Source organism: Ancylobacter sp. IITR112, assembly GCF_041415945.1.
Lineage (GTDB): Bacteria > Pseudomonadota > Alphaproteobacteria > Rhizobiales > Xanthobacteraceae > Ancylobacter.
The window spans coordinates 663446-685384 of record NZ_JBGCUS010000001.1 but is presented as its reverse complement, the minus strand read 5'-3'; the positions used below and the strand labels follow the sequence as shown (position 1 = coordinate 685384).

The window sequence follows — 21939 nt, the reverse complement described above, 5'->3', positions numbered from 1 at the left end:
AATCGACCTGTAAACTTTACAAGCCTTATCAGCTTAACACGCTCAAATCATTATCTTTCTTGCATTTCGAAGTCGAGTGTTAAATCTTTACACCACACCCGCAGGGAGGAATTGACATGAGCGCGAGCACCGACACCCGCACCAATCCCGGTGAAGAAGAATTCATCACCATCATCGGCGGCGACGCCGAAGAGATCGGCCAGGTCTTCCGCGACCAGGGGCTGGCGGCGAAGGATTTCACCATCGTCCACCGCATCGGCCGGCACCGCATCGCCATGGCCCCCGGCCAGGACGACATGAGCGCCCTTGTCGGCGCCCTGCTCGGCGGCCGTCTGGTGGCGGCGACCTACACCCGCCGGTCGCGCTAGCCAATGGCGGCACGCCCCCGCTTCCGCCCGCCCCGCTTCGCCCCGCTCGACCTTGTGCCGCGCGACTTCAGGCCCGCCCGCGTCGAGGACGCGCGACGCGGCGTGGCCGGCGCGGGAGCCGCACCCTCCTCGGCCCCCGCGTCTCTCTCTTCTCCCGATCTTGCTTCAGGAAACGACCATGCTGGACCAGACTCGCCCCCACTCGCCCGACAGCTTCCCCGCCCCGAGCTGGGCCCCGGACCGCTGGCGCGGCATTCATCGCAGCTACACCCCCGCTGACGTCGCCCGCCTCGCCGGTTCGCTGCGCATCGAGCACACGCTCGCCGCCAACGGCGCCCGCCGGCTGTGGGATCTGCTGCAGACCCAGGCTTTCGTGCCGACCATGGGCACCTATACCGGCATCCAGGCGGTGCAGCAGGTCAAGGCCGGGCTGGAGGCGATCTATCTCTCCGGCTGGCAGGTGGCCGCCGACGGCAATTCGGCCGGCGACATGTATCCCGACCAGAGCCTCTACCCCGTCGACAGCGTTCCCGCCGTGGTCCGCCGCATCAACAAGGCGCTGATGCGCGCCGACCAGATCCAGACCATGGAGCGCGCCGACGGCGCCACAGGCCCGCAGCACGATTTCTTCGTGCCGATCATCGCCGATGCCGAAGCCGGCTTCGGCGGCCAGCTCAACGCCTATGAGCTGACCAAGGCGCTGATCGAGGCCGGCGCGGCGGCGGTGCATTTCGAGGACCAGTTGGCGTCGGAGAAGAAGTGCGGTCATCTCGGCGGCAAGGTGCTGGTGCCCACCCGCCAGTTCGTCCGCACGCTCAACGCCGCCCGCCTCGCCGCCGACGTGCTCGGCGTGCCGACCGTGATCATGGCACGCACCGATGCGGAATCCGCCCGGCTCATCACGTCAGATGTGGATGAGCTGGACCGGCCCTTCATCACCGGCGAGCGCACGCAGGAAGGCTTCTACCGCTACAATGGCGGCTTCGAGGCCGGCATCGCCCGCGCCATCGCCTATGCGCCCTATGCCGATCTACTCTGGTGCGAAACCTCGACCCCCAGCCTCGACGACGCGCGGCGCTTCGCCGAAGGCGTGCACCGTGTGCATCCCGGCAAGATGCTCGCCTATAACTGCTCGCCCTCCTTCAACTGGGCCAAGCATATGGACAAGGCGCAGATGAAGACCTTCCAGGCCGAGCTGGGAGCCATGGGCTACAAGTACCAGTTCATCACGCTGGCCGGCTTCCACAACCAGTGCTTCACCACTTTCGAGCTGGCGCGGCGCTACCGCGAGGACGGCATGGCCGCCTATTCCGAGCTGCAGCAGCGCGAATTCGCTGCCGAGGCGCAGGGCTTCACCGCCACGCGCCACCAGCGCGAAGTGGGCACCAGCTATTTCGACGCCATCGCCACCGTGCTCAGCGAAGGCATGAGCGCCACCACGGCGATGCAGGACTCGACCGAGACCGCCCAGTTCTGAGCCGTATCCCACCTTGTCACCCCGGGGCGGCGCAGGCCGCGCGCCCGGTGGCGGTTCGGGGAAAACCGCCACCGGGTCCGGCGAAAGCCGGACTCCCCGGGGTGACGTTTTCGTCATCCCCCGGGGTGACGCTTTCGTCGCCCTGGCGGAGGTATGCCCTCATCAACCCTGGGTGAGGATCGTCTTCGCTGCAACGCAAATGCGGCGTGAGGCGTTGACGAGCAAGGATCGCCCCTTGCATCGCGGCTCAATCCGACTATGTGCGATGTTGCACCGCACCCGCACTTTTGTTTAAGTCAATGCACAGCTGTGCCGGCGGCTTGCGGCAACCGGCCATCCGCTCGCGTGAAGGGATCCGTCATGACTCATACCGACGTTGCCGGCCTGAAGGTCGATTCCGCCCTTGTCGACTTCATCAATAATGAAGCCATGCCCGGCACCGGGGTGGACAAGGCCGCCTTCTGGGAGAGCTTCGCCGGCATCGTGCGCGATTTCGCCCCGCGCAATGCGGAACTGCTGGCGCGACGCGACGAATTGCAGGCGCAGATCGACGCCTGGCACCGCGCCCACCGCAACAAGCCGATCGACCCCGTCGCCTATGAGGTGTTCCTGGCGGAGATCGGCTATCTGCTGCCGGAGCCGGACGCCTTCGAAGTCGTCACCGACAAGGTGGACGACGAACTCGCCCGCATTCCCGGCCCGCAACTGGTGGTGCCGGTCACCAATGCCCGCTATGCGCTGAACGCCGCCAATGCCCGCTGGGGCAGCCTCTATGATGCGCTCTACGGCACCGACGCCCTGCCGGAAGATGGTGGCGCTACCCGTTCCAACGGCTTCAACGCGGTGCGCGCCCGGCGCGTGATCGAGAGCGCCCGCGCCTTCCTCGACGAAAGCGTGCCGCTGGCCGCCGGCAGCCATGCCGACGCCGTCGCCTACAGCGTGAAGGACGGTGCACTGGCGGTCGAGCTTTCCTCCGGCGCCCGCACCGGGCTGAAGGACCCCGCGCAGTTCGCCGGCTTTGCCGGCGCGGCCGAGGCGCCGTCCTCCGTGCTGCTGGTCAATAATGGCCTGCATATCGACATCGTCATCGACCGCGCCCACCGTATCGGCGCCACCGACGCCGCTGGCATCGCCGACATCGTCATTGAGGCGGCCGTGACCACCATCGTCGACTGCGAGGACAGCGTCGCGGCGGTGGACGCGCAGGACAAGGTGCTGGTCTATCGCAACTGGCTCGGCCTGATGAAGGGCACGCTCAGCGCCAGCTTCGCCAAGGGCCGCGAGACGGTGGAGCGCAGCCTCGCCGCCGACCGGCGCTACACCTCCGCCACCGGCGAAGAACTCACCCTGCACGGGCGCAGCCTGATGCTGGTGCGCAATGTCGGCCAGCACATGATGACCGATGCCGTGCTCGACGCTCAGGGCCGCGAGATCCCCGAGGCCATTCTCGACGCCGCCGTCACCTCGCTGATCGCACTGCACGACCTCAAGGGCGCGAGCGAGCTGCGCAACAGCCGCGCCGGCTCGGTCTATATCGTCAAGCCGAAGATGCACGGGCCGGAGGAAGTCGCCTTCGCGGTGGACCTGTTCGCCCGTGTCGAGCAGGCGCTGGGGCTCGACCTCAACACGCTGAAGATCGGCATCATGGATGAGGAGCGCCGCACCAGCGCCAACCTCTCCGCCTCGATCCGCGCCGCCCGCGAGCGCGTCGTGTTCATCAATACCGGCTTCCTCGACCGCACCGGCGACGAGATCCACACCTCGATGGAAGCGGGCCCGATGGTGCGCAAGAACGAGATGAAGGCGCAGGCCTGGATCAAGGCCTATGAGGACAACAATGTCGACGCCGGCCTCGCCGCCCATCTCGACGGCCATGGCCAGATCGGCAAGGGCATGTGGGCGATGCCCGACCGCATGGCCGACATGATCGCGCAGAAGATCGCCCATCCGCTCGCGGGCGCCAACACCGCCTGGGTGCCCTCGCCCACCGCCGCCACCCTGCACGCGCTGCACTATCACAAGGTCGACGTGTTCCAGCGGCAGGCGGAACTGCGCAGCCGCAAGCGCGCCTCGCGCCGCGACCTGCTCACCATTCCCGTGGTCGACCGCGGCAATTGGGAGCCGGCGGCGGTGCAGGAGGAACTGGACAACAACATCCAGGGCATTCTCGGCTATGTCGTGCGCTGGGTCGACCAGGGCGTCGGCTGTTCCAAGGTGCCGGACATTCACGATGTCGGACTGATGGAAGATCGCGCCACGCTGCGCATCTCCTCCCAGCACGTCGCCAACTGGCTGATGCACGGCGTGGTCACCGCCGAACAGGTGGAAGAGACGCTGCGCCGCATGGCCAAGGTGGTCGACGGCCAGAACGCGGGCGATCCCGCCTATGTGCCGATGGCCCCGGCCTATGACGGCTTCGCCTTCCGCGCCGCCCGCGATCTTGTCTTCGAAGGCCGCGCCCAGCCCAATGGCTACACCGAATTCGTGCTCACCCGCCGCCGCCGCGAGGCCAAGCGCGCGCAGGCCGAGGCTCAGGCCGCCGCCTGATCCACCGTTCGAGGAAGCGCCAAAAAACGCCAAGCGCCCGAAGAAGAGGCCGTCCCGCTGCGCCGGGGCGGCCTTTCGCATTTGCTCAGCCCGGTGGCGACCAGCGCGTAGCGAGCGCCGCCACATCCGGGCGTGGGCGGTCGGCCGGGGCCTCCGAAGCGGTGCCGATATGGACAATGCCGGCCACCCGCTCGCCCTCGCCGACGCCGAGAATGGCCAACGCCGCCTTATGCGTCGCCGCCCAGCCCGTCACCCAGATGCCGTCGAAGCCCATCGCCGTGGCGCCGGTGAGCAGGTTCATGCACACCGCGCCGGCCGACAATTCCTGCTCGAAGCCGGGAATGGCGCTGCCCGCCACCGGGCGGCTCACCACCACCACCGCCAGCGGGGCGGGAAACAGCCTTCCCATGATGGCGGCGAATTTCTCCCGCTTTTCCTCCGGCATCTGCGGGTTGTTCGCGCGATAGGCCTGCGCCAGAAGCGCCCCGATCTCGGCGCGCGCCGTCCCCTCGATGAGGATAAAGCGCCAGGGCGTCAGCATGCCATGGTCCGGCACACGGGCGGCAAGGGTGAGCAGTCGCTGCGTCTCTTCCGCGTTCGGCCCCGGCGCCTGAAGGCCGGCGGCGGCAACCGAGCGGCGGCTCGCCAGCAAGGCGAGCGTGTCGGGCGAAGGCGTGCGGCGCGGGCGCAAGGTCATGGAGGCTCTCTTTCCGGCGGACGGGCCTGCGCTATATCGAAATCAGGCGCTACATTCACCCCACGATAAATTAACCCCGCCCGGCCGGACGGGGGCGACGCCGCGCCCGTTTTGGTCGACAATATCCCAATGCGCCCGCCCCGCACGCCAAGCCGACACAAACTCAAACCGAACCGGGCGCCCCAAGGAGAATCGCATGAGCATGAACGGCGAAATCCCGGTGCGGGACAACCGCGCCGCCGACCGCTTCGAGATCGAACAGGACGGCCAGACCGCCATCGCCCAGTACATTCTGGCGCATGACCACATCATCTTCACCCACACGGAAGTGCCGCCGGAACTCGGCGGGCGCGGCCTCGCCACCCGCCTTGTCGAAGCCGGGCTCGCCAGCGCCCGCCAGCGCGGCCTCGCCGTGGTGCCGCGCTGCTCGATGTTCGGCCGCTACATGATGAAGCACCCGGAAACGCACGATCTGATGCCGCCGGAAATCCGCGCCACGCTCGGCCTTCCCGTCTGACGCTCCCTCCCCCGGCGCCATGCCGCTGGGGGAGACTCACATCGACGCCGGGGAAATCCGCCGCCTCATACCGTTCGTTAACGCTGTTCGCCTAACCATATGGCACGGCCTCGAGGGCGCCCTGCGCGCCTGTCTCGGCAGGCCCAACGTCAGTAGCGGTAAAGGTTTCAGCGTCCCATGCGTAATCCGGCGCGCCCCTCCGATCCGAATGCGGACAAGGCTTCCGAGTCGAAGGCGAGCGCCCAGACTCATGTGTTCTCCCGTGCCAACCCGCAGGTGACGCACGCCCCGCCGCCGCCCAAGGCGCCGAAGCCGGCGCCCCCGGCGCCGCGCGCGCCGGCGGTGGCGCCGCAGCACGAAATGGTGCCAAGCTGGCTGCAGCCCTTCACCATGCCCCCCAATACCCGCTTCACCCGCACGCCGGACTATCTGATGCGCCAGCCGGTAGCGACCTCGCCGGTGCCGGAGACGCCGGCCACCGCGACCGCCATCGTCGCCCCGCCGCGCCCCTCGCTCACCCCGGTGCTGCGCGTGCCGCCGCGCAAGCCGCCGCTCGGCGCCGCCCCGAAGCCGTTGATCGTCGCCCATGCCCGCCGCGCGCTCTCCGCGCAGCCCGATGTCGTGCCCGCCGCGCCCGCCGCCCCGGCCCCCGCCGTGCGTGCCGAAGCCGCGCCCGTCCCGGCGCCCAGGGTCGTCGCTCCCGTCGCTCCCGCCCATGTGGCGGCAAAGCCGGTGAGCGCGCCGGCCGCCTCGATGATCCGGTTCGGCTATGGCACGCCGCCGGTGATGCCCGCCGCCGGCACCGCCACGCCGCGCGCGCCCTGGGGGCCGGAAGCCCCGATCACCGCCGCCAATGACGTGGCCGATGTCTACGACCTCATCCCGCTGGAAGACGGCGCCTATGAGGACGAATTCCCCGAGGAGGAGCGCCTGCTCGCCGCCCGCTATGGCGCGCTGCGCGATGGAACCGCCGCGCCCGCCGGCGAGAGCGCCGGCCGTGCCGAGGTGCCGCCGTCCCTCGCCGCTGCCGAACACGGGGAGGATGTCCTCGACGACCAGGAAGCGGATGCCGACGAAGAGGCGGCGTTCGCCCGCGCCTTTGAAGAAGACGATCTGGACGCGGCGTACGACGAGGCGCAAGACGACGAGCCGCAAGACGACGGCGCGGGCGACGACGACGAGGCGCGCGACCACGAGGTTTACGCCGACGAGGTTGCGGACGCGGAACTCACCCCGGCTTTCGAGGCCGAGGGCGCGCCGGCCCTCGCTGCCGAGGAAGGCCCGGGCGAGGACGCCGCCGACGCCGCCGCCCTCACGCTTGGCGGGTTCTCCGGCTACAGCGCGACGCCGGCCGATCTCTCCTTCTCCTGGCCGATGTTCGGCATGGTGGCGGTTTCCACGGCGCCGCGCGCCCTCGAGCCTGCCATGGCCACGCCTGCCATGGCCACGCCCGCCATACCCACGCCCGAACAGCCCGCTGCCCCGGCGCCCGCCCCGGCCCCGGTTGCGGCAGCGCCCCGTGCCGCCCGCCCCGCCACTCCGCGCCCGGCGACCGAGGCGGGCGACGCCTATGAACTGCCGCCGCTGGAACTGCTCACCGAGCCGCCGCACAGCGAGCCGGACTATGAGCTTTCGGAGGAATTCCTCGACCGCAATTCGGTGAAGCTGCAGCAGGTGCTGCATGATTTCGGCGTGCGCGGCGAGATCATCGACGCCAATCCCGGCCCGGTGGTCACGCTCTATGAGCTGGAGCCCGCGCCGGGCATCAAGTCCAGCCGCGTCATCGGCCTGTCCGCCGACATCGCCCGCTCGATGAGCGCGATTTCCGCCCGCGTCGCCGTGGTGGAAGGGCGCAACGTCATCGGCATCGAACTGCCCAACCAGCGCCGCGAGACGGTGTGGCTGCGCGAAATGCTGTCGAGCCACGAATTCGAGGCCGCCCGCGCCAAGCTCGGCATCGGCCTCGGCAAGACCATTGGCGGCGAGCCGGTCATCGTCGACCTTGCCCGCATGCCGCATCTGCTGGTCGCCGGCACAACCGGCTCGGGCAAGTCGGTCGCCATCAACACGATGATCCTCTCGCTGCTCTACCGGCACCGCCCGGACCAGTGCCGGCTGATCATGATCGACCCGAAAATGCTGGAACTCTCGGTCTATGAGGGCATCCCGCATCTGCTGACCCCGGTCGTCACCGACCCCAAGAAGGCCATCGTCGCCCTGAAATGGGCGGTGCGGGAGATGGAAGACCGCTACAAGAAGATGAGCCGCCTCGGCGTGCGCAACATTGACGGCTTCAACGCCCGCGTGGCGGAGGCGACCGCCAGGGGCGAGATCATCACCCGCACAGTGCAGAAGGGGTTCGACAAGGAAACCGGCGAGCTGATCGAGGAAGAGGAGATCATGGATCTCGCTCCCCTGCCCTTCATCGTCATCGTGGTCGACGAGATGGCCGACCTGATGATGGTCGCCGGCAAGGAGATCGAAGGCGCCATCCAGCGCCTCGCCCAGATGGCCCGCGCCGCCGGCATCCACCTGATCATGGCGACGCAACGCCCGTCGGTGGATGTCATCACCGGCACCATCAAGGCGAACTTCCCGACCCGCATCTCCTTCCAGGTCACCTCGAAGATCGACTCACGCACCATTCTCGGCGAGATGGGCGCGGAGCAACTGCTCGGCCAGGGCGACATGCTCTATATGGCCGGCGGCGGGCGCATTTCCCGCGTCCATGGCCCCTTCGTCTCCGACCAGGAGGTGGAGCGCGTGGTCGAGCACCTCAAGAGCCAGGCGCGGCCGGAATATCTCGAAGAAGTCACCGCCGATGAGGATGAGGAGCCGGTGGTCGAGGACGCCGCCGTGTTCGACAAGTCCGCCATGGGCGAGGACACGGGCGATCTCTACGACCAGGCGGTCGCCACCGTGCTACGCGACAAGAAGGCGTCCACCTCCTACATCCAGCGCCGGCTGCAGATCGGCTATAACCGCGCCGCCTCGCTGATGGAGCGGATGGAGAACGAAGGCATTGTCGGCCCGGCCAACCACGCCGGCAAGCGCGATATCCTGCGCGACACGCGCTGACACCAACCGGCGGTCTCGCTCGGCCCGACTTGAACCAAGGATAAGGGCGCATGCCAGTCTCACCTGTCATGCGCCTTTCCGCATTCGGCGCGGTGATGGAACTCACCTGCCCCGACCCGCCGACCCATTCCGCCGTCATCGCGGCGCTTCCCGCCTATTGGCAGCCCGCCGAGGGTGCCGAGCCGGATGTGCGCTTCACCGCCGAGCCCAGCGGGCGGACCGCCGGCGGCGACGTGCGCTGGCGCGTTCTGGAAGACGGCACGGTGCGGGGCGAGGGCGTCACCGGCGCGCAGGCCGCGCACATCCTCGCGCTTCGCATGGACTATCAGCTCGGCGCCTTCGCCCGCGACTGCGCTTTCATCCATGCCGGTGTCGTCCTGCATGAAGGCCGGGCGATCCTGCTGCCCGGCGCCAGCCGTGCCGGCAAGAGCACGCTGACCGCCGCGATGGTGCGAGCCGGCGCCACCTATGTCTCCGACGACGTGGCGGCAATCGGGCTGGATGGCCGGGTGCGCCTGCTCTCGCGCGCCCTCACCCTGCGCGCCGATATGGCCGAAAAGCACGCTCTGCCCGGCGCCGGCGGCACCGCTGTTCTGCACGAAGGCACGGTCCCGGTCGGCGCGGTCCTGTCGCTCGTCTATCGCGACGGCGCACCGCCGCTCACCCTCCGGCCGCTCAGCGCCGGCGAGGCGGTGCTGCGGCTCGTCGCCCAGGCGATGAACGGGCGCCACCAGCCGGAAGCGGTACTCCAATCTTGCGCCGCCGCTGTTACCTCGGCATGGTGCGCCAAAGGAAACCGGGGCGAGGCGGACGCCGCGTCTCGGGAGATTCTTGATTATTTGTCAGAAGCGTGAGTAACCGCCGTGCCCCCAGCGATACGCAAGACCGGCCTGTTCTCGACCCTCGTGGACGGGCAGGCGGTAATCTATGATTCCGCCAGCCGCCAGACCCATTGCCTCAACCCGCACGCGTTGAAAGTGTGGAACCTGTGCGACGGCCGCCACGACCGCGTCGCCATGGTGCAGGCGCTGGCAGCGGAAGGTGGGCTGCCGGACGGCGAGGCCGGCGATCTCGTCGACGCCGCGCTCGACCGCTTCGCCGAGTTGGAACTGCTGCAGGGGGCCGCGTCCCTCGACCGCCGCGCGCTCGGCGCCACTGCCGCCAAGAGCCTCGCCGCCGGGCTCGTGCTCAGCGTGATGATGCCGACCCGACAGGCGGCGGCGTCGGGGGATTCGTGCAGTGGCCTCTCGCAAGTAGCGTGCAATTTTCTCCCGCAATGCGGTTGGGTCGGCTATTGCATAACACTCCCGGATTGACCCGCTCCCATGGTCATGCGGACGACGCTGATCTTCGACGATGAGTGTGTCGCCTGCTCGGCGCTGGCGCAGCTCATCGGCGCCCGCGCGCCTGATATGGCGCGGGTGAGCTTCTATTCGCCCAGGGCGCAGATCCTGCTGCGCCGGCATTTTCCGCAGGGTTGGGCGATCCGCCCCTATCTGATCGTCGGCGAGGGCGAGAATGAGCGCGTGGTCAGCGGCGCCGCCCTGCTGTTTCGGGTCGCGCGCCTGCTCGGCCCGGCCGGAATGGTGAAAGCCGCGCGGGCGCTGCTGCGCCGCGCGCGGCGGGAGAAGGCGCGCGGCGGCTGGCAGGGCAACCCCACGGCGCAGATGCGCGCCTATGTCCCCGCAAGCCCGGCCGAAGCGGCCGCCTTTGCCGGCGAGGCGCTGCTGCTGCCCGCTGCGCAGCCCGGCCTCGGCTTCGAGCGCATCCTGCAATGGTACAATCTGCACGGCGCCTTCCAGACCGCGAGCTACTGGACCCATGGCATTGCGGGCACGCTGGTGCTGGAACAGGTGCACCGCCCCTCGCCGCCCCCCGCCGTGGAGGGGGTGGCGGGCGAAGACATCGCTCTCGGCGCCGGCCGCTCCGCCCGCCTCTATGCCACCGGGGAACCGCATGAAGGCGCCACGGCCGCACTCACGCTGATCATGGCGCTGCCGGCGGAACGCTGGCTCTCGCTGCGCGCTACCGGCATGGACCGGGCCACGCTGCTTTCCCTGGCGCGGGGCTGCGCGCCCGTTGCAGCCTGACATGACGACGCCTCCCGGCCTCGATCTCCTGCGCGCTTGCCTGCGCTGGGATGCGGCGGGGAACCACGCCTTGCGCACCCTCCACGCGGCCGGCTGGGCACAGATCATGGAGCTTGTACGCGCCCGCGACGGGCACGCCCTGCTCGCCCGCCGGCTGACCCGCGCGCCCGATATCCCAGTGCCGGAGGAGGTGGCGCAGGAACTGCACCGCTTCAAGCTGGATGTCGCCATTCGCGCCCTCGCCGGCCTGTCGCTTCTGGCGCCGGCGGTCGCGGCGGCGGGCGTGCCGGTCATGGCGCTGAAGGGGCTCGACCTCGCCGGCCGCGTCTATGGCGATTTCGGCAGCCGGCCGATGGGCGACATGGACATTCTGGTGCGGCCGACGGATATGGACGCCATGGCGGCGGCGCTGAGTGCGCAGGGGTTCCGCGCCGATACCGCGCGGCGCCAGACCACCTATCATCGCCTCTTCCACTCGCCCTTGCCGGCCGGCCTGCCGGTGGAACTGCACTGGGCGCTGGGCGACAGGGTCGGCGCGCCCGACCGCACCGACCTTCTGGACGCGCTGTGGACGCAGGCGGAGACGGTCGATATCGGCGGCGCTCCCTTCCTCGTGCCGAGCCGGCCGCTGCTGCTGCTCTATCTCTGCCACCACATGGAACAGCATCTGTTCGACATGCCGCTGACCCATGTGTGGGACGTGGCCGAGGTGCTGGAACAGGCCGGCGAAACGTTCGACGCGGCCGCGTTCGCACGCCTGTGCGAGCGGTTCGGCCAGCGCAAGGGCGTTCAGGCGGCGCTGCATCTGATGAGTTCCTGCCTCGGCATCCCAACCCCGGCTCCGCCGCTGCCCGCCGACACCCGCGCACTGCTTCCCGATGTGGTCGCCAATCTCGGGCGGTATCCGAAAACGCCCGCCGACGAGCCGAGCCCCGATCTGGTGCTGCTGACCTCGCACCGCACCCCCTGGCGGGTCCGCGCCCATGTGCTGCGGCGCGTTTTATTTCCTCCCCGCCGCTCGCTGGCCGCCGGCGGCCGAGCCGTACCGCTCGCCTATGCCGGGCTGTGGCGCGACGTACTGAGGCGCTTCCTGCGCCTGCGGGTGATGCGTCGGATCAAGGCGCCGCCCTCGCTCGCCCGCCCCCGACGTGCCGCGCGGCTGAGTGCGTGGCTGCGCTGAGGGCTGGTCCCCGTGCGAAAAGTGGATCCAATGACGCTGCGGCAGACCGCTCTGCCCCCTTTCGGTCCGGCGTCGCGGCCATTAGGTATGCGGCCTAAATCCTGTCGTGAAAGGTTCGGCCATGTCCCATCCCGTGTCCTACCCCGAGGTCCAGCTCTATATTGACGGCGCATGGCGCGGGGGCAGCGACCATGGCGGCGCCCCCGCCAGCCAGGAGGTGATCAACCCCGCCACGGAAGAGGCGATCGGCACTGTCGCCCATGCCAGCCGCGCCGATCTCGACGCCGCCCTCGCCGCCGCCGAGAAGGGCTTCGCGGTGTGGCGCCACACGCCGCCGCATGAGCGCTACAAGATCATGCGCAAGGCGGGCGAACTCCTGCGCGAGCGCCATGAGACCATCGCCACCCTGATGACGATGGAGCAGGGCAAGCCCCTGCCGGAGGCGCGGATGGAAACGCTGGCCTCCGCCGACATCATCGACTGGTTCGCCGAGGAAGGCCGGCGGCAATATGGCCGGCTCATTCCCGCCCGCGCCGCCGGCGTGCAGCAGGTGGTGCACCGCGAGCCGGTGGGCGTGGTTGCCGCCTTTACCCCGTGGAACTTCCCGATCAACCAGGCGGTGCGCAAGGTCTCCGCCGCGCTCGCCGCCGGCTGCGCCGTCATCCTCAAGGGGCCGGAGGAAACCCCGGCGAGCTGCGCCGAGCTGGTGCGCGCTTATGCCGATGCCGGCGTGCCGGCGGGCGTGGTCAATCTCGTCTTCGGCGTGCCGGCGGAGATTTCGCAGTATCTCATCCCCCACCCCGTGGTGAAGAAGATCTCCTTCACCGGCTCCACGGTGGTCGGCAAGCAACTCGCCGCGCTGGCAGGCGCGCATATGAAGCGCGTCACCATGGAATTGGGCGGTCATGCCCCGGCCGTGGTGTTCGAAGATGCGGATGTCGAGGTGGCGATCAAGCTGCTCTCCGGCGCCAAGTTCCGCAATGCCGGCCAGGTCTGCGTCTCGCCGACCCGCTTCCTCGTGCATGAGGACCTCTATTCCCGCTTCGTCGACGGCTTCACCGAGGCGGTGAAGGGCGTGAAGGTCGGCAACGGGCTTGAGGACGGCGTGCGCATGGGCCCGCTGGCCAATCCGCGCCGGGTCGAGGCGATGGAAGCGCTGACCGCCGACGCCCTCGCCAAGGGCGCCACGCTGCACACGGGCGGGTCGCGCATCGGCAATAAGGGCTATTTCTTCGAGCCGACCGTGCTCACCGGCCTTTCCCCGGATGCGCGCATCCTCAATGAGGAACCCTTCGGCCCGGTCGTGCCGATCCTGCCCTTCTCCTCCACCGAGGCGGTCATCGCCGAGGCCAACCGCCTGCCCTATGGCTTGGCGGCTTACGCCTATACCACCTCCGCCGCCCGCGCCGACGAGTTCGCCCGCCGGGTGGAAAGCGGCATGGTGTCGATCAATCATCACGGCCTCGCTTTGCCGGAAGTGCCGTTCGGCGGCATCAAGGATTCCGGCTATGGGTCGGAAGGCGGCACCGAGGCGATGGAAGCCTATGTGAACACCAAGTTCGTGACCCAGCTCGGGGTCTGAACCCGGCCTCGCCAGCGGCCGCGATGTAGGGTATCGACGTAGTGCCCTCCATCGCGGCCCTGTCATGGACCTGTTCGTTCTTCTCGTCGTTCTGCTCTCCGCCCTGCTGCAGGCCGGCTGGAACGTCCTGCTGAAGATGCGGCTCGATCCGCTTTCGGCGCTCACGCTCGTGGTTCTCGGCGGCGGCGGCGCGGCGCTGCCGGCGGCGCTGTGGCTCGGCCCGCCCGAGCCGGTGCTGTGGCCGTGGATGGCGGGTTCGATGACCGCCCATCTCGCCTTTTATGGTTGCCTCGTCGGCGCCTATGCGCGGGCCGATCTCGGCCTCGTCTATCCCGTGGCGCGCGGCGGCGCGCTGCTGATGACCGCCGCCATCGCCATTCTCGTGCTGCACGAGCCGGTGCGCCCCATCGGCGTCGCCGGCATCGCCTTGCTGTCCCTCAGCGTGTTCGTCACCGGCTGGCGCAGCCGGGGAGAGGCGTCGCAGGCGGCCGCGCTGCTGCTGGCGCTTGGCTCCGGCGGCGCGGTGACCGCCTATTCCCTCATCGACGGCACCGCCGGGCGCCTCGGTTCGCCCTCGGTCTACACGGCCTGGCTGTTCGTCGGCGATGCGGTGGTGGTCACGCTCGGCCTCGCGGCGTGGAAGGGCACGGCGTTGCTTCGCCCCCTGCGCCGCCATTGGCCCTTGGCGCTGGCCGGGGGCGCCATGCTCTATGTCAGCTACTGGCTGTGCGTCTGGGCGATGACGCGCGCGCCGATCAGCCTGGTCGCGGCGGTGCGCGAGGCGAGCGTGCTGTTCGGCGCCGCCTTCGCCGTTCTGTTGCTGCACGAAAGGCTGCGCGCCGAGCGCATCCTCGCCGCCGTGCTTGTCGTGGCGGGCGTGACGCTGATCAAGCTGCATTGAGTGACAGAGAGCGCTCCGCCGTCGAGGCCGAGGCCGGGTCCGGCAGCACGGACGGCAACGCCCCCTGTCGCCCCGCCGGCCCTGCTGTGCTCCATTGCGCCGATGACTGACACTCCCGCCCTGCCGATTCGCCCTTCCCTCCCTGCCGATGCCTTTGCCGGCCCGCTGGCGCTGGTCGGCTCCGGCGCGCCGCTCATCATGGTGCTGGGCGGCGCCGGCACGGGCAAGACGACATTCCTGCACGCGCTGCGCAAGCATGGCGGGGGCCGGCAGGCGTTTCTGGCGCCCACCGGCGTGGCGGCGCTGCAGCTTGGCGGGCAGACCATCCATTCCTTCTTCGGCCTGCCGCCCCGGCTGATGGACCCCGACCAGGTGCGCCCGCGCTCGCCGAAGCGCACGCTGATGAAAAAGCTGGAACGCCTCGTCATCGACGAGATTTCGATGGTCCGGGCCGATGTGCTCGACGCGGTGGACCGCAGCCTGCGCATCGCCCGCGGCAATCCCGAGCCGTTCGGCGGGGTGCAGGTGGTGCTGGTCGGCGACTTCCTGCAATTGCCGCCGGTCGTGCCGCAGGCCGAGCGCGAGATTCTCGGCCATCTCGGCTATGAGGGGCCGTTCGCCTTCGATGCCCGGGTGCTGCGCGAGGTGGAGCCGGTGCGGCTGCCCTTCCTCCAAGTCTACCGCCAGACCGACGACACCTTCGTCCAGCATCTGGCGGAGCTGCGTACCGGCCGCTTTGTCGGCGACGCCATCGCCGCCATCAACGCCGCCTCGCATCGCGACCACCGGCCCGGGCGCATCCCGGTCGTGCTGGCGCCCACCAATGCGCGGGTCGACGCCTATAACCGGCGCGGCATGGAAGCGCTGTACGACGACGGCCGGCTCTATGAGGGCAAGAGCGAGGGCGAATTCGACCTCGCCAATGACCGGCTGCCGGTGCCGGAGACGCTGGCGCTGAAGGTCGGCGCGCGGGTGATGACGGTGCGCAACCACCCCGAGCGGTACTGGGTCAATGGCTCGGTCGGCACCATTACCGGCCTCGCTCCGGACCGTGCCTATGTCCGGCTCGACGGCGCCGGCATTGTCGAGATCGAGCGCACCAGCTGGGAGCGCATCCGCTATGACTGGGACGAGGCCACCGGCAAGGTGGCCGCCAAGGTGGTCGGCAGCTACACCCAGCTGCCACTGGTGCCGGCCTGGGCGGTGACGGTGCACAAGGCGCAGGGGCTGACGCTGGAGGATGTGCGGATCGACTTCGACGCCGGCGCCTTCGCCGCCGGACAGGCCTATGTCGCGCTGTCGCGCGCCCGCTCGCTGGAAGGGCTGTCGCTGGCCCGCCCACTGCGCGCCTCCGATATCCGCATCGACCGCCGCGTCGCCGCCTTCACCGCCGCTTTCGAGGGTAACGGCAATCTGATGACCGCCGCGCGCGGGCTGGGCGACGACTGAGCTTGCCATATTCCTATATTGTCCATAGACTACTCTCCAATCGGAGAGTGACCATGCGCCAGACCGGCCCCCGCCTGATCCGCGACAAGCTGCTGTTCGCCCTGGCCTATGGCGCGGTGATCGCCGCCGTGCTGTTCCTGCATCCGGTGCCGGAAGCGCCGGCGCCGGGACCGCTCGCCGCCAATCTCGCCACCGGCACCCCGGGCGCCCGCTGACACACGCCGGCAAGGCTGGCCGAATCAGCGCCGGTCGATCACCTTGCGCGGAAGGGCGGCGCGGGGCGGGCCGCCTTCCCTCCGCCGCCGCGCGCGGCGACATGACGAAACGGACATGCTGACCAACAAGGGCAAATACGGCCTGAAGGCGATGCTTTATCTCGCGCGACTCGAACCGGGCGCGAGCGCCATGGGACAGGAGATCGCCAGCGCCAACAACATCCCGAAGAAGTTCCTCGACGCCATCCTGCTGGAACTGCGCAATGCCGGCATGCTGCGTTCCAAGAAGGGGCCGGGCGGCGGCTATGCGCTGGCCAAGACGCCGCGCGACATCCGCATCGGCCACATCATCCGCGTGCTTGACGGCCCACTGGCGCCGATCAACTGCGCCAGCAAGAGCGCCTATGTGCCCTGCCAGGATTGCGAGGACCTCGCCACCTGCGCGGTGCGCATCACCATGAGCAAGGTGCGCGACGCCATGTCGGACATACTCGACGGCATGTCCCTGCACGACATGGTGGTCTTCGCCGAGAGCCCCGACGCGGACCTCATGTACAATATCTGAGACGGCGCGGCGGCGGGGAGCGGCGGCAGACCCGCCCCCTGCGCTCAGAAGAACGCCTGATGCCCAGTGATCGCCCGGCCGAGGATCAGCGCGTGGATGTCGTGCGTGCCCTCATAGGTGTTCACCGTCTCCAGGTTCACCATGTGCCGCATGACCGGGAATTCGCCGGAAATGCCGTTGCCGCCATGCATGTCGCGGGCGGCGCGGGCGATGTCGAGCGCCTTGCCGCAATTGTTGCGCTTGAGCATGGAAATGGTCTCCACCGGAAGCTGCCCCGCGTCGAACAGCCGGCCGGCGCGCAAAGCGAGCTGCAGGCCGAGCGTGATCTCGGTCGCCATGTCGGCCAGCTTCTTCTGGATAAGCTGCGTCGCCGCCAGCGGCTTGCCGAACTGCTTGCGGTCGAGCGTGTACTGGCGCGCCGCGGCGTAGCAGGCTTCCGCCGCCCCCATCGTGCCCCAGCCAATGCCGAAGCGGGCGCGGTTGAGGCAGCCGAACGGGCCCTTCAGCCCGGAGGCGTCGGGCAGCAGGTTTTCCTCCGGCACCTCGACCCCGTCCATCACGATCTCTCCGGTGATGGAGGCGCGCAGCGACAGCTTGTTCTCGATCTTCGGGGTGGAAAAGCCCTTCATGCCGCGTTCCAGCAGGAAGCCGCGGATCTCGTCGCCATGGGCGGCGGATTTCGCCCACACCACCGCAATGTCGGCGATCGGCGAATTGGTGATCCACATCTTGGCGCCGGAGAGCCGGTAGCCGCCGTCGATCTTCTCCGCGCGGGTGCGCATGCCGGCGGGATCGGAGCCCGCATCCGGCTCGGTCAGGCCGAAGCAGCCGACCAGTTCGCCGGTGGCGAGCTTCGGCAGGTATCTCCGCTTCTGCTGTTCGCTGCCATAGGCGTTGATCGGGTGCATCACCAGCGATGACTGCACGCTCATCGCCGAGCGATACCCCGAATCGACCCGTTCCACCTCGCGCGCCACCAGCCCGTAGGCGACATAGCCGAGCCCCGCCCCGCCATATTCCTCGGGAATGGTCGGGCCGAGCAGGCCGAGTTCGCCCATCTCGCTCATGATCTCGCGGTCGAAGCGTTCCTGCATATACGCCTCGGTGACGCGCGGCAGCAGCTTTTCCTGCGCATAGTCGCGCGCCGTGTCGCGCACCAGACGCTCTTCCTCGGTGAGCTGCGCATCGAAATCGACCGGATCGGCCCAGTCGAACGAAACCTTGGCGGCGGACGGCGCGGCACTCATGAAAGCTCTCCCGGACGTGCCGGCACCCGAGGCCGGCCGCCTCTCATACAACGTCCCGCCACCGCGTGCATCCGCCCTTCGACGGAGGGCCCGGCGCGACAGATGACGCAGCGGCATACGACTTAGGTCGGGGGGTGGGGTATGATTGCGCAACACTGAGACACGTGTTTCAGTTGTGAAATCGGACCGCGGCGAACAAACAATGAGCCGGCCCACGGATTGGGCACGGCTCGCGCGGTCTCTGAGAGGGGAATTCACACATGCCGGCTTTTCATGCCAAGGCAGCCCTTGCGGCTGCCATGCTCGTGGCGCTGTGCGCGCCGTCCTACGCCGCCAAGACGCTCGTCTACTGCTCCGAAGGCAGCCCGGAGAATTTCACCCCGGCGCTGAACACCACCGGCACCAGCTTCGACGCCGCCCGTCCGGTATACAATCAGCTCGTCGAGTTCGAGCGCGGCACGACCAATGTCGCTCCCTCCCTCGCCGAGAGCTGGACCGTGAGCGACGACGGCAAGGAAATCACCTTCAAGCTGCGCAAGGGGGTGAAATTCCATTCCGGCGTGAACGGCTTCACACCCACCCGCGATTTCAATGCGGACGACGTGCTGTTCTCGTTCGAGCGCCAGTGGAAGCCGGAGAACCCGTATCACAAGGTCACCGGCGGCGCGTATGACTACTTCAACGACATGAGCATGCCCGATCTGCTCAAGTCGATCGACAAGGTGGACGACTACACGGTCAAATTCGTGCTGACCGAGCCGAACGCCCCGATGCTGGCGAATCTCGCCATGGATTTCGGCACCATCACCTCGAAGGAATATGCCGACTTCCTGCTGAAGAAGGGCACGCCCGAGCAATATGACCAGATTCCGGTCGGCACCGGCCCGTTCTCCTTCGTCACCTACCAGAAGGACGCGGTGATCCGCTACAAGGCCAATCCGGCCTATTTCGCCGGCAAGCCGGCGCTCGACAATCTCGTCTACGCCATCACCCCGGACCCGACCGCTCGCTACGCCAAGCTGAAGAAGGGCGAATGCCATGTGATGATCGCGCCGAACCCGGCCGATATCGCCGGCATGAAGACCGATCCGGTGGTCAACCTGATCTCCCAGCCCGGCCTCAACATCGGCTATCTCTCGTTCAACACGCAGAAGCCGCCCTTCGACAAGAAGGAGGTCCGGCAGGCGTTCAACATGGCGATCGACAAGGCCGCCATCATCCGCGATGTCTATCAGGGCGCCGGCCAGGCGGCGATCAACCCGATCCCGCCGACCATCTGGTCCTACAACAAGGACATCAAGGACTACCCCTACGATCCCGAGAAGGCCAAGCAGATGCTGGCCGATGCGGGTGTCAAAACCCCGCTCGACATCGACCTGTGGTGGATGCCGGTGCAGCGCCCCTACAACCCGAACGCCAAGCGCATCGCCGAGATCATGCAGGCGGACCTCGCCAAGATCGGCGTCAACGCCAAGCTCGTCTCCTATGAGTGGGGCGAGTACCGCAAGCGGCTGCAGCAGGGCGAGCACATGACCGGCCAGCTCGGCTGGACCGGCGACAATGGCGACCCGGACAATTTCTTCTTCCTGCTCGGTTGCGCCGCGGCCCGCCCGGGCGGCCAGAACCTGTCCAAATGGTGCAACAAGGACTTCGACGCCCTGATCAACAAGGCGAAGACCATTTCGGACACCGCCGAGCGCACCAAGCTCTATGAGCAGGCGCAGGTGATCGTGAAGGAAGAGGCGCCCTGGTTCACCATCGCCCATTCGGTGGTGTACGAGCCGACCCGCAAGGAAGTGGTGGACTACAAGGTCAGCCCGCTCGGCCGCCACGAATTCTACGGCGTCGACCTGAAGTGACCGACCGGCCGGGGCCGCAAGCCCCGGCACGCCCCGCCTCCCGGACGCGGCCCGCCGCGTTCCGGGATCGCCACCTGCCAAGGCGCATCTCCGTCGCGCGATCCCGGATCACCGCTGCGCGGTGTCCGGGATGACGGCTGCCTTGCCGGGACAAGGCCCGACCCATGGGTACGCCCCGCACATGCTCAAACTCATCTTCCGCCGTGTCGCTCTGACGCTGCCGACTTTCGTGGCGCTGATGTTCGTCACTTTCGTCGCCGTGCGCCTCGTGCCCGGCGACCCGATCGAGGCCCGCACCGGGGAGCGCGGCATCGCGCCCGAACGGCTGGCGGCGCTGCGTCATGAACTCGGCCTCGACCAGCCGGTGTGGAAGCAGTTTCTCGACTACGTCTACGCCCTGCTGCACGGCGATTTTGGCGTCTCCATCGTCACCAAGACGCCGGTGCTGCACGAATTTCTCATCCTGTTCCCGGCAACGCTGGAACTCGCCTTCTGCGCACTCGTCTTCGCCGTGGTGCTGGGCATCCCCGCCGGCGTGCTGGCGGCGGTGCGGCGCGGATCGGCGCTCGACCATTCGGTGATGGCGGTCGCGCTGGCGGGCTATTCCATGCCGATTTTCTGGTGGGGCCTGCTGCTCATCATGTTCATGTCGGAATATCTCGGCCTCACCCCGGTTTCCGGCCGCATGGACCTGATCAACTATTATTTCGAGCCCGTCACCGGCTTCATGCTGATCGACAGCCTGCTGTCGGGCGAGGACGGCGCCTTCGGCGCGGCGGTGGCGCATCTCATCCTGCCCTCCATCGTGCTCGGCACCATTCCGCTGGCGGTGATCGCGCGCATGACGCGCTCCTCCATGCTGGAGGTGCTGGGCGAGGATTATGTGCGCACCGCCCGCGCCAAGGGCCTCTCGCCGCTGCGCGTGGTCGGGCTGCATGCGCTGCGCAACGCGCTGATCCCGGTCGTCACCGTGGTCGGCCTGCAGACCGGCACGCTGCTCGCTGGCGCGGTGCTGACCGAGACCATCTTCGCCTGGCCGGGGGTGGGCAAATGGCTGATCGAATCGATCTCGCGGCGCGACTATCCCGCGCTGCAGGGCGGCATCATGCTGATCTCCGCCATCGTCATCCTCGTCAATCTCATCGTCGACATGCTCTATGTCGCGATCAATCCGAGGATCCGGCATGGCTGAGGAAAACGCCATCGACGATCCGATGCCGACCGGCCCGGAGCATCTGCTGCCGAGCGATTCCGGCCTCAGCCTCGGCGCCATCGCGGTGGCGGAAGCCGAGCCGGTGCGCGCGGCGCCCTCGCCGCTGCGCGAGTTCTGGTCCGCCTTCAGCGAGAATCGCGGCGCCGTGCTCGGCCTCGCCGTGGTGGTGTTCATCACCCTGCTGGCGCTGTTCGCGCCCTGGGTGGCGCCGCACGACCCGACCGAGCAGTTCCGCCACAGCGTGCTGCTGCCCCCGGTCTGGGCTGGCGGCAACTGGAGCTTTCCCTTCGGCACCGATGCGGTGGGGCGCGACGTGCTGTCCCGCCTCATCTATGGCGCGCGCATCTCGCTGGGCATCGGCCTGTCAGTGATGGTGGTGTCGGTGGCGCTCGGCATCGTGCTCGGCCTGACCAGCGCCTTCCTGCGCGGCCTGGTGGAAGTGGTGATCATGCGCATCATGGACATGGTGGTGGCGATACCCAGCCTGGTGCTCGCCATCCTCATCGTCGCGGTGCTGGGGCCGAGCCTCACCAACACCATCGTTGCCGTCACCGTGGTGTATCTGCCGCGCTATGTGCGGCTCGTGCGCGCCGCGGCGCTGGCGGAACTGTCGAAGGAATATGTCGTCGCCGCCCAGGTTGCCGGTGTCGGCCGGCTGCGGCTGATGTTCGTCACCGTGCTGCCGAACTGCCTCGCCCCGCTCATCGTGCAGGCCGCACTCGGCATTTCCGACGCCATTCTGGAGGCGGCGGCGCTCGGCTTTCTCGGCCTCGGCGCGCAGCCGCCGACACCGGAATGGGGCGCCATGCTGGCGGATGCGCGCGAGTTCATCCGCTCCGCCCCGTGGATCGTCACCCTGCCCGGCCTCGCCATTCTCGTCACCGTGGTCGCCATCAACCTGATGGGCGACGGCCTGCGCGACGCGCTCGACCCCAAGCTGAGGCGGAGCTGAGG

General features: G+C 68.5%; 19 protein-coding genes. 17 read left to right on the top strand and 2 right to left on the bottom strand.

Annotated elements, in window-relative coordinates:
• The first annotated feature begins 116 nt into the window (after window positions 1–116).
• From AAC979_RS03070 to AAC979_RS03060, 3 genes are all read left to right on the top strand, one after another.
• Window positions 117–368, top strand: a complete 252-nt coding sequence (locus AAC979_RS03070; RefSeq protein ID WP_371345355.1) for a hypothetical protein — start codon at window positions 117–119, stop codon at window positions 366–368.
• A 178-nt stretch (window positions 369–546) separates the two neighbouring features.
• Window positions 547–1845: an isocitrate lyase gene (aceA, locus tag AAC979_RS03065; RefSeq protein WP_371345354.1), complete on the top strand. Its 1299-nt coding sequence runs from the start codon at window positions 547–549 to the stop codon at window positions 1843–1845.
• A gap of 360 nt (window positions 1846–2205) precedes the next feature.
• Window positions 2206–4392, top strand: a complete 2187-nt coding sequence (locus tag AAC979_RS03060) for a malate synthase G (protein WP_371345353.1) — start codon at window positions 2206–2208, stop codon at window positions 4390–4392.
• Window positions 4393–4477: 85 nt separating this feature from the next.
• On the opposite strand, the gene AAC979_RS03055 is transcribed toward AAC979_RS03060, so the two are convergent.
• Window positions 4478–5089, bottom strand: a complete 612-nt coding sequence (locus AAC979_RS03055; protein ID WP_371345352.1) for a nitroreductase — start codon at window positions 5087–5089, stop codon at window positions 4478–4480.
• 196 nt (window positions 5090–5285) lie between these two features.
• On the opposite strand from AAC979_RS03055, the gene AAC979_RS03050 reads away from it, so the two are divergent.
• From AAC979_RS03050 to AAC979_RS03000, 11 genes are all read left to right on the top strand, one after another.
• Window positions 5286–5606: a GNAT family N-acetyltransferase gene (locus tag AAC979_RS03050; RefSeq protein WP_371345351.1), complete on the top strand. Its 321-nt coding sequence runs from the start codon at window positions 5286–5288 to the stop codon at window positions 5604–5606.
• A 177-nt stretch (window positions 5607–5783) separates the two neighbouring features.
• Window positions 5784–8684, top strand: a complete 2901-nt coding sequence (locus tag AAC979_RS03045) for a DNA translocase FtsK (protein ID WP_371345350.1) — start codon at window positions 5784–5786, stop codon at window positions 8682–8684.
• Window positions 8685–8734: 50 nt separating this feature from the next.
• Complete coding sequence (locus tag AAC979_RS03040; protein WP_371345349.1) at window positions 8735–9538, top strand: hypothetical protein; 804 nt, start codon at window positions 8735–8737, stop codon at window positions 9536–9538.
• 9 nt (window positions 9539–9547) lie between these two features.
• Window positions 9548–10000, top strand: a complete 453-nt coding sequence (locus AAC979_RS03035) for an HPr-rel-A system PqqD family peptide chaperone (RefSeq protein WP_371345348.1) — start codon at window positions 9548–9550, stop codon at window positions 9998–10000.
• 9 nt (window positions 10001–10009) lie between these two features.
• Window positions 10010–10774, top strand: a complete 765-nt coding sequence (locus AAC979_RS03030; RefSeq protein WP_371345347.1) for a hypothetical protein — start codon at window positions 10010–10012, stop codon at window positions 10772–10774.
• A gap of 1 nt (window position 10775) precedes the next feature.
• Window positions 10776–11954, top strand: a complete 1179-nt coding sequence (locus AAC979_RS03025) for a nucleotidyltransferase family protein (protein WP_371345346.1) — start codon at window positions 10776–10778, stop codon at window positions 11952–11954.
• A gap of 121 nt (window positions 11955–12075) precedes the next feature.
• Window positions 12076–13536: an NAD-dependent succinate-semialdehyde dehydrogenase gene (locus AAC979_RS03020; RefSeq protein WP_371345345.1), complete on the top strand. Its 1461-nt coding sequence runs from the start codon at window positions 12076–12078 to the stop codon at window positions 13534–13536.
• A 64-nt stretch (window positions 13537–13600) separates the two neighbouring features.
• Window positions 13601–14437 carry an EamA family transporter gene (locus AAC979_RS03015; RefSeq protein ID WP_371345344.1) on the top strand — a complete coding sequence of 279 codons (837 nt, stop codon included), beginning with the start codon at window positions 13601–13603 and terminating at the stop codon, window positions 14435–14437.
• A 102-nt stretch (window positions 14438–14539) separates the two neighbouring features.
• Window positions 14540–15886: an ATP-dependent RecD-like DNA helicase gene (locus tag AAC979_RS03010; protein ID WP_371345343.1), complete on the top strand. Its 1347-nt coding sequence runs from the start codon at window positions 14540–14542 to the stop codon at window positions 15884–15886.
• Between the two features lie 53 nt (window positions 15887–15939).
• Window positions 15940–16101: a hypothetical protein gene (locus AAC979_RS03005; RefSeq protein WP_371345342.1), complete on the top strand. Its 162-nt coding sequence runs from the start codon at window positions 15940–15942 to the stop codon at window positions 16099–16101.
• A gap of 115 nt (window positions 16102–16216) precedes the next feature.
• Window positions 16217–16666, top strand: a complete 450-nt coding sequence (locus AAC979_RS03000) for an Rrf2 family transcriptional regulator (RefSeq protein WP_371345341.1) — start codon at window positions 16217–16219, stop codon at window positions 16664–16666.
• 44 nt (window positions 16667–16710) lie between these two features.
• On the opposite strand, the gene AAC979_RS02995 is transcribed toward AAC979_RS03000, so the two are convergent.
• Window positions 16711–17913, bottom strand: a complete 1203-nt coding sequence (locus AAC979_RS02995) for an acyl-CoA dehydrogenase (protein ID WP_371345340.1) — start codon at window positions 17911–17913, stop codon at window positions 16711–16713.
• 260 nt (window positions 17914–18173) lie between these two features.
• Here AAC979_RS02995 and AAC979_RS02990 point away from each other — a divergent pair, with 260 nt between their 5' ends.
• The 3 genes from AAC979_RS02990 to AAC979_RS02980 all read left to right on the top strand — a co-directional run bounded on the left by AAC979_RS02990 (window position 18174) and on the right by AAC979_RS02980 (window position 21937).
• Complete coding sequence (locus tag AAC979_RS02990; RefSeq protein WP_371345339.1) at window positions 18174–19772, top strand: ABC transporter substrate-binding protein; 1599 nt, start codon at window positions 18174–18176, stop codon at window positions 19770–19772.
• A gap of 181 nt (window positions 19773–19953) precedes the next feature.
• Complete coding sequence (locus AAC979_RS02985) at window positions 19954–20964, top strand: ABC transporter permease subunit (RefSeq protein WP_371345338.1); 1011 nt, start codon at window positions 19954–19956, stop codon at window positions 20962–20964.
• 22 nt (window positions 20965–20986) lie between these two features.
• Window positions 20987–21937: an ABC transporter permease subunit gene (locus AAC979_RS02980; RefSeq protein ID WP_371348984.1), complete on the top strand. Its 951-nt coding sequence runs from the start codon at window positions 20987–20989 to the stop codon at window positions 21935–21937.
• Window positions 21938–21939: the final 2 nt, after the last annotated feature.

Excerpts from the sequence above, each read along its gene's own strand:
- AAC979_RS03070 (WP_371345355.1), top strand. The coding sequence starts at position 117 with ATGAGCGCGAGCACCGACACCCGCACCAATCCCGGTGAAGAAGAATTC.
- aceA (WP_371345354.1), top strand. The coding sequence starts at position 547 with ATGCTGGACCAGACTCGCCCCCACTCGCCCGACAGCTTCCCCGCCCCG.
- AAC979_RS03060 (WP_371345353.1), top strand. The coding sequence starts at position 2,206 with ATGACTCATACCGACGTTGCCGGCCTGAAGGTCGATTCCGCCCTTGTC.
- AAC979_RS03055 (WP_371345352.1), bottom strand. The coding sequence starts at position 5,089 with ATGACCTTGCGCCCGCGCCGCACGCCTTCGCCCGACACGCTCGCCTTG.
- AAC979_RS03050 (WP_371345351.1), top strand. The coding sequence starts at position 5,286 with ATGAGCATGAACGGCGAAATCCCGGTGCGGGACAACCGCGCCGCCGAC.
- AAC979_RS03045 (WP_371345350.1), top strand. The coding sequence starts at position 5,784 with ATGCGTAATCCGGCGCGCCCCTCCGATCCGAATGCGGACAAGGCTTCC.
- AAC979_RS03040 (WP_371345349.1), top strand. The coding sequence starts at position 8,735 with ATGCCAGTCTCACCTGTCATGCGCCTTTCCGCATTCGGCGCGGTGATG.
- AAC979_RS03030 (WP_371345347.1), top strand. The coding sequence starts at position 10,010 with ATGGTCATGCGGACGACGCTGATCTTCGACGATGAGTGTGTCGCCTGC.
- AAC979_RS03025 (WP_371345346.1), top strand. The coding sequence starts at position 10,776 with ATGACGACGCCTCCCGGCCTCGATCTCCTGCGCGCTTGCCTGCGCTGG.
- AAC979_RS03020 (WP_371345345.1), top strand. The coding sequence starts at position 12,076 with ATGTCCCATCCCGTGTCCTACCCCGAGGTCCAGCTCTATATTGACGGC.
- AAC979_RS03015 (WP_371345344.1), top strand. The coding sequence starts at position 13,601 with ATGGACCTGTTCGTTCTTCTCGTCGTTCTGCTCTCCGCCCTGCTGCAG.
- AAC979_RS03010 (WP_371345343.1), top strand. The coding sequence starts at position 14,540 with ATGACTGACACTCCCGCCCTGCCGATTCGCCCTTCCCTCCCTGCCGAT.
- AAC979_RS03005 (WP_371345342.1), top strand. The coding sequence starts at position 15,940 with ATGCGCCAGACCGGCCCCCGCCTGATCCGCGACAAGCTGCTGTTCGCC.
- AAC979_RS03000 (WP_371345341.1), top strand. The coding sequence starts at position 16,217 with ATGCTGACCAACAAGGGCAAATACGGCCTGAAGGCGATGCTTTATCTC.
- AAC979_RS02995 (WP_371345340.1), bottom strand. The coding sequence starts at position 17,913 with ATGAGTGCCGCGCCGTCCGCCGCCAAGGTTTCGTTCGACTGGGCCGAT.
- AAC979_RS02990 (WP_371345339.1), top strand. The coding sequence starts at position 18,174 with ATGCCGGCTTTTCATGCCAAGGCAGCCCTTGCGGCTGCCATGCTCGTG.
- AAC979_RS02985 (WP_371345338.1), top strand. The coding sequence starts at position 19,954 with ATGCTCAAACTCATCTTCCGCCGTGTCGCTCTGACGCTGCCGACTTTC.
- AAC979_RS02980 (WP_371348984.1), top strand. The coding sequence starts at position 20,987 with ATGCCGACCGGCCCGGAGCATCTGCTGCCGAGCGATTCCGGCCTCAGC.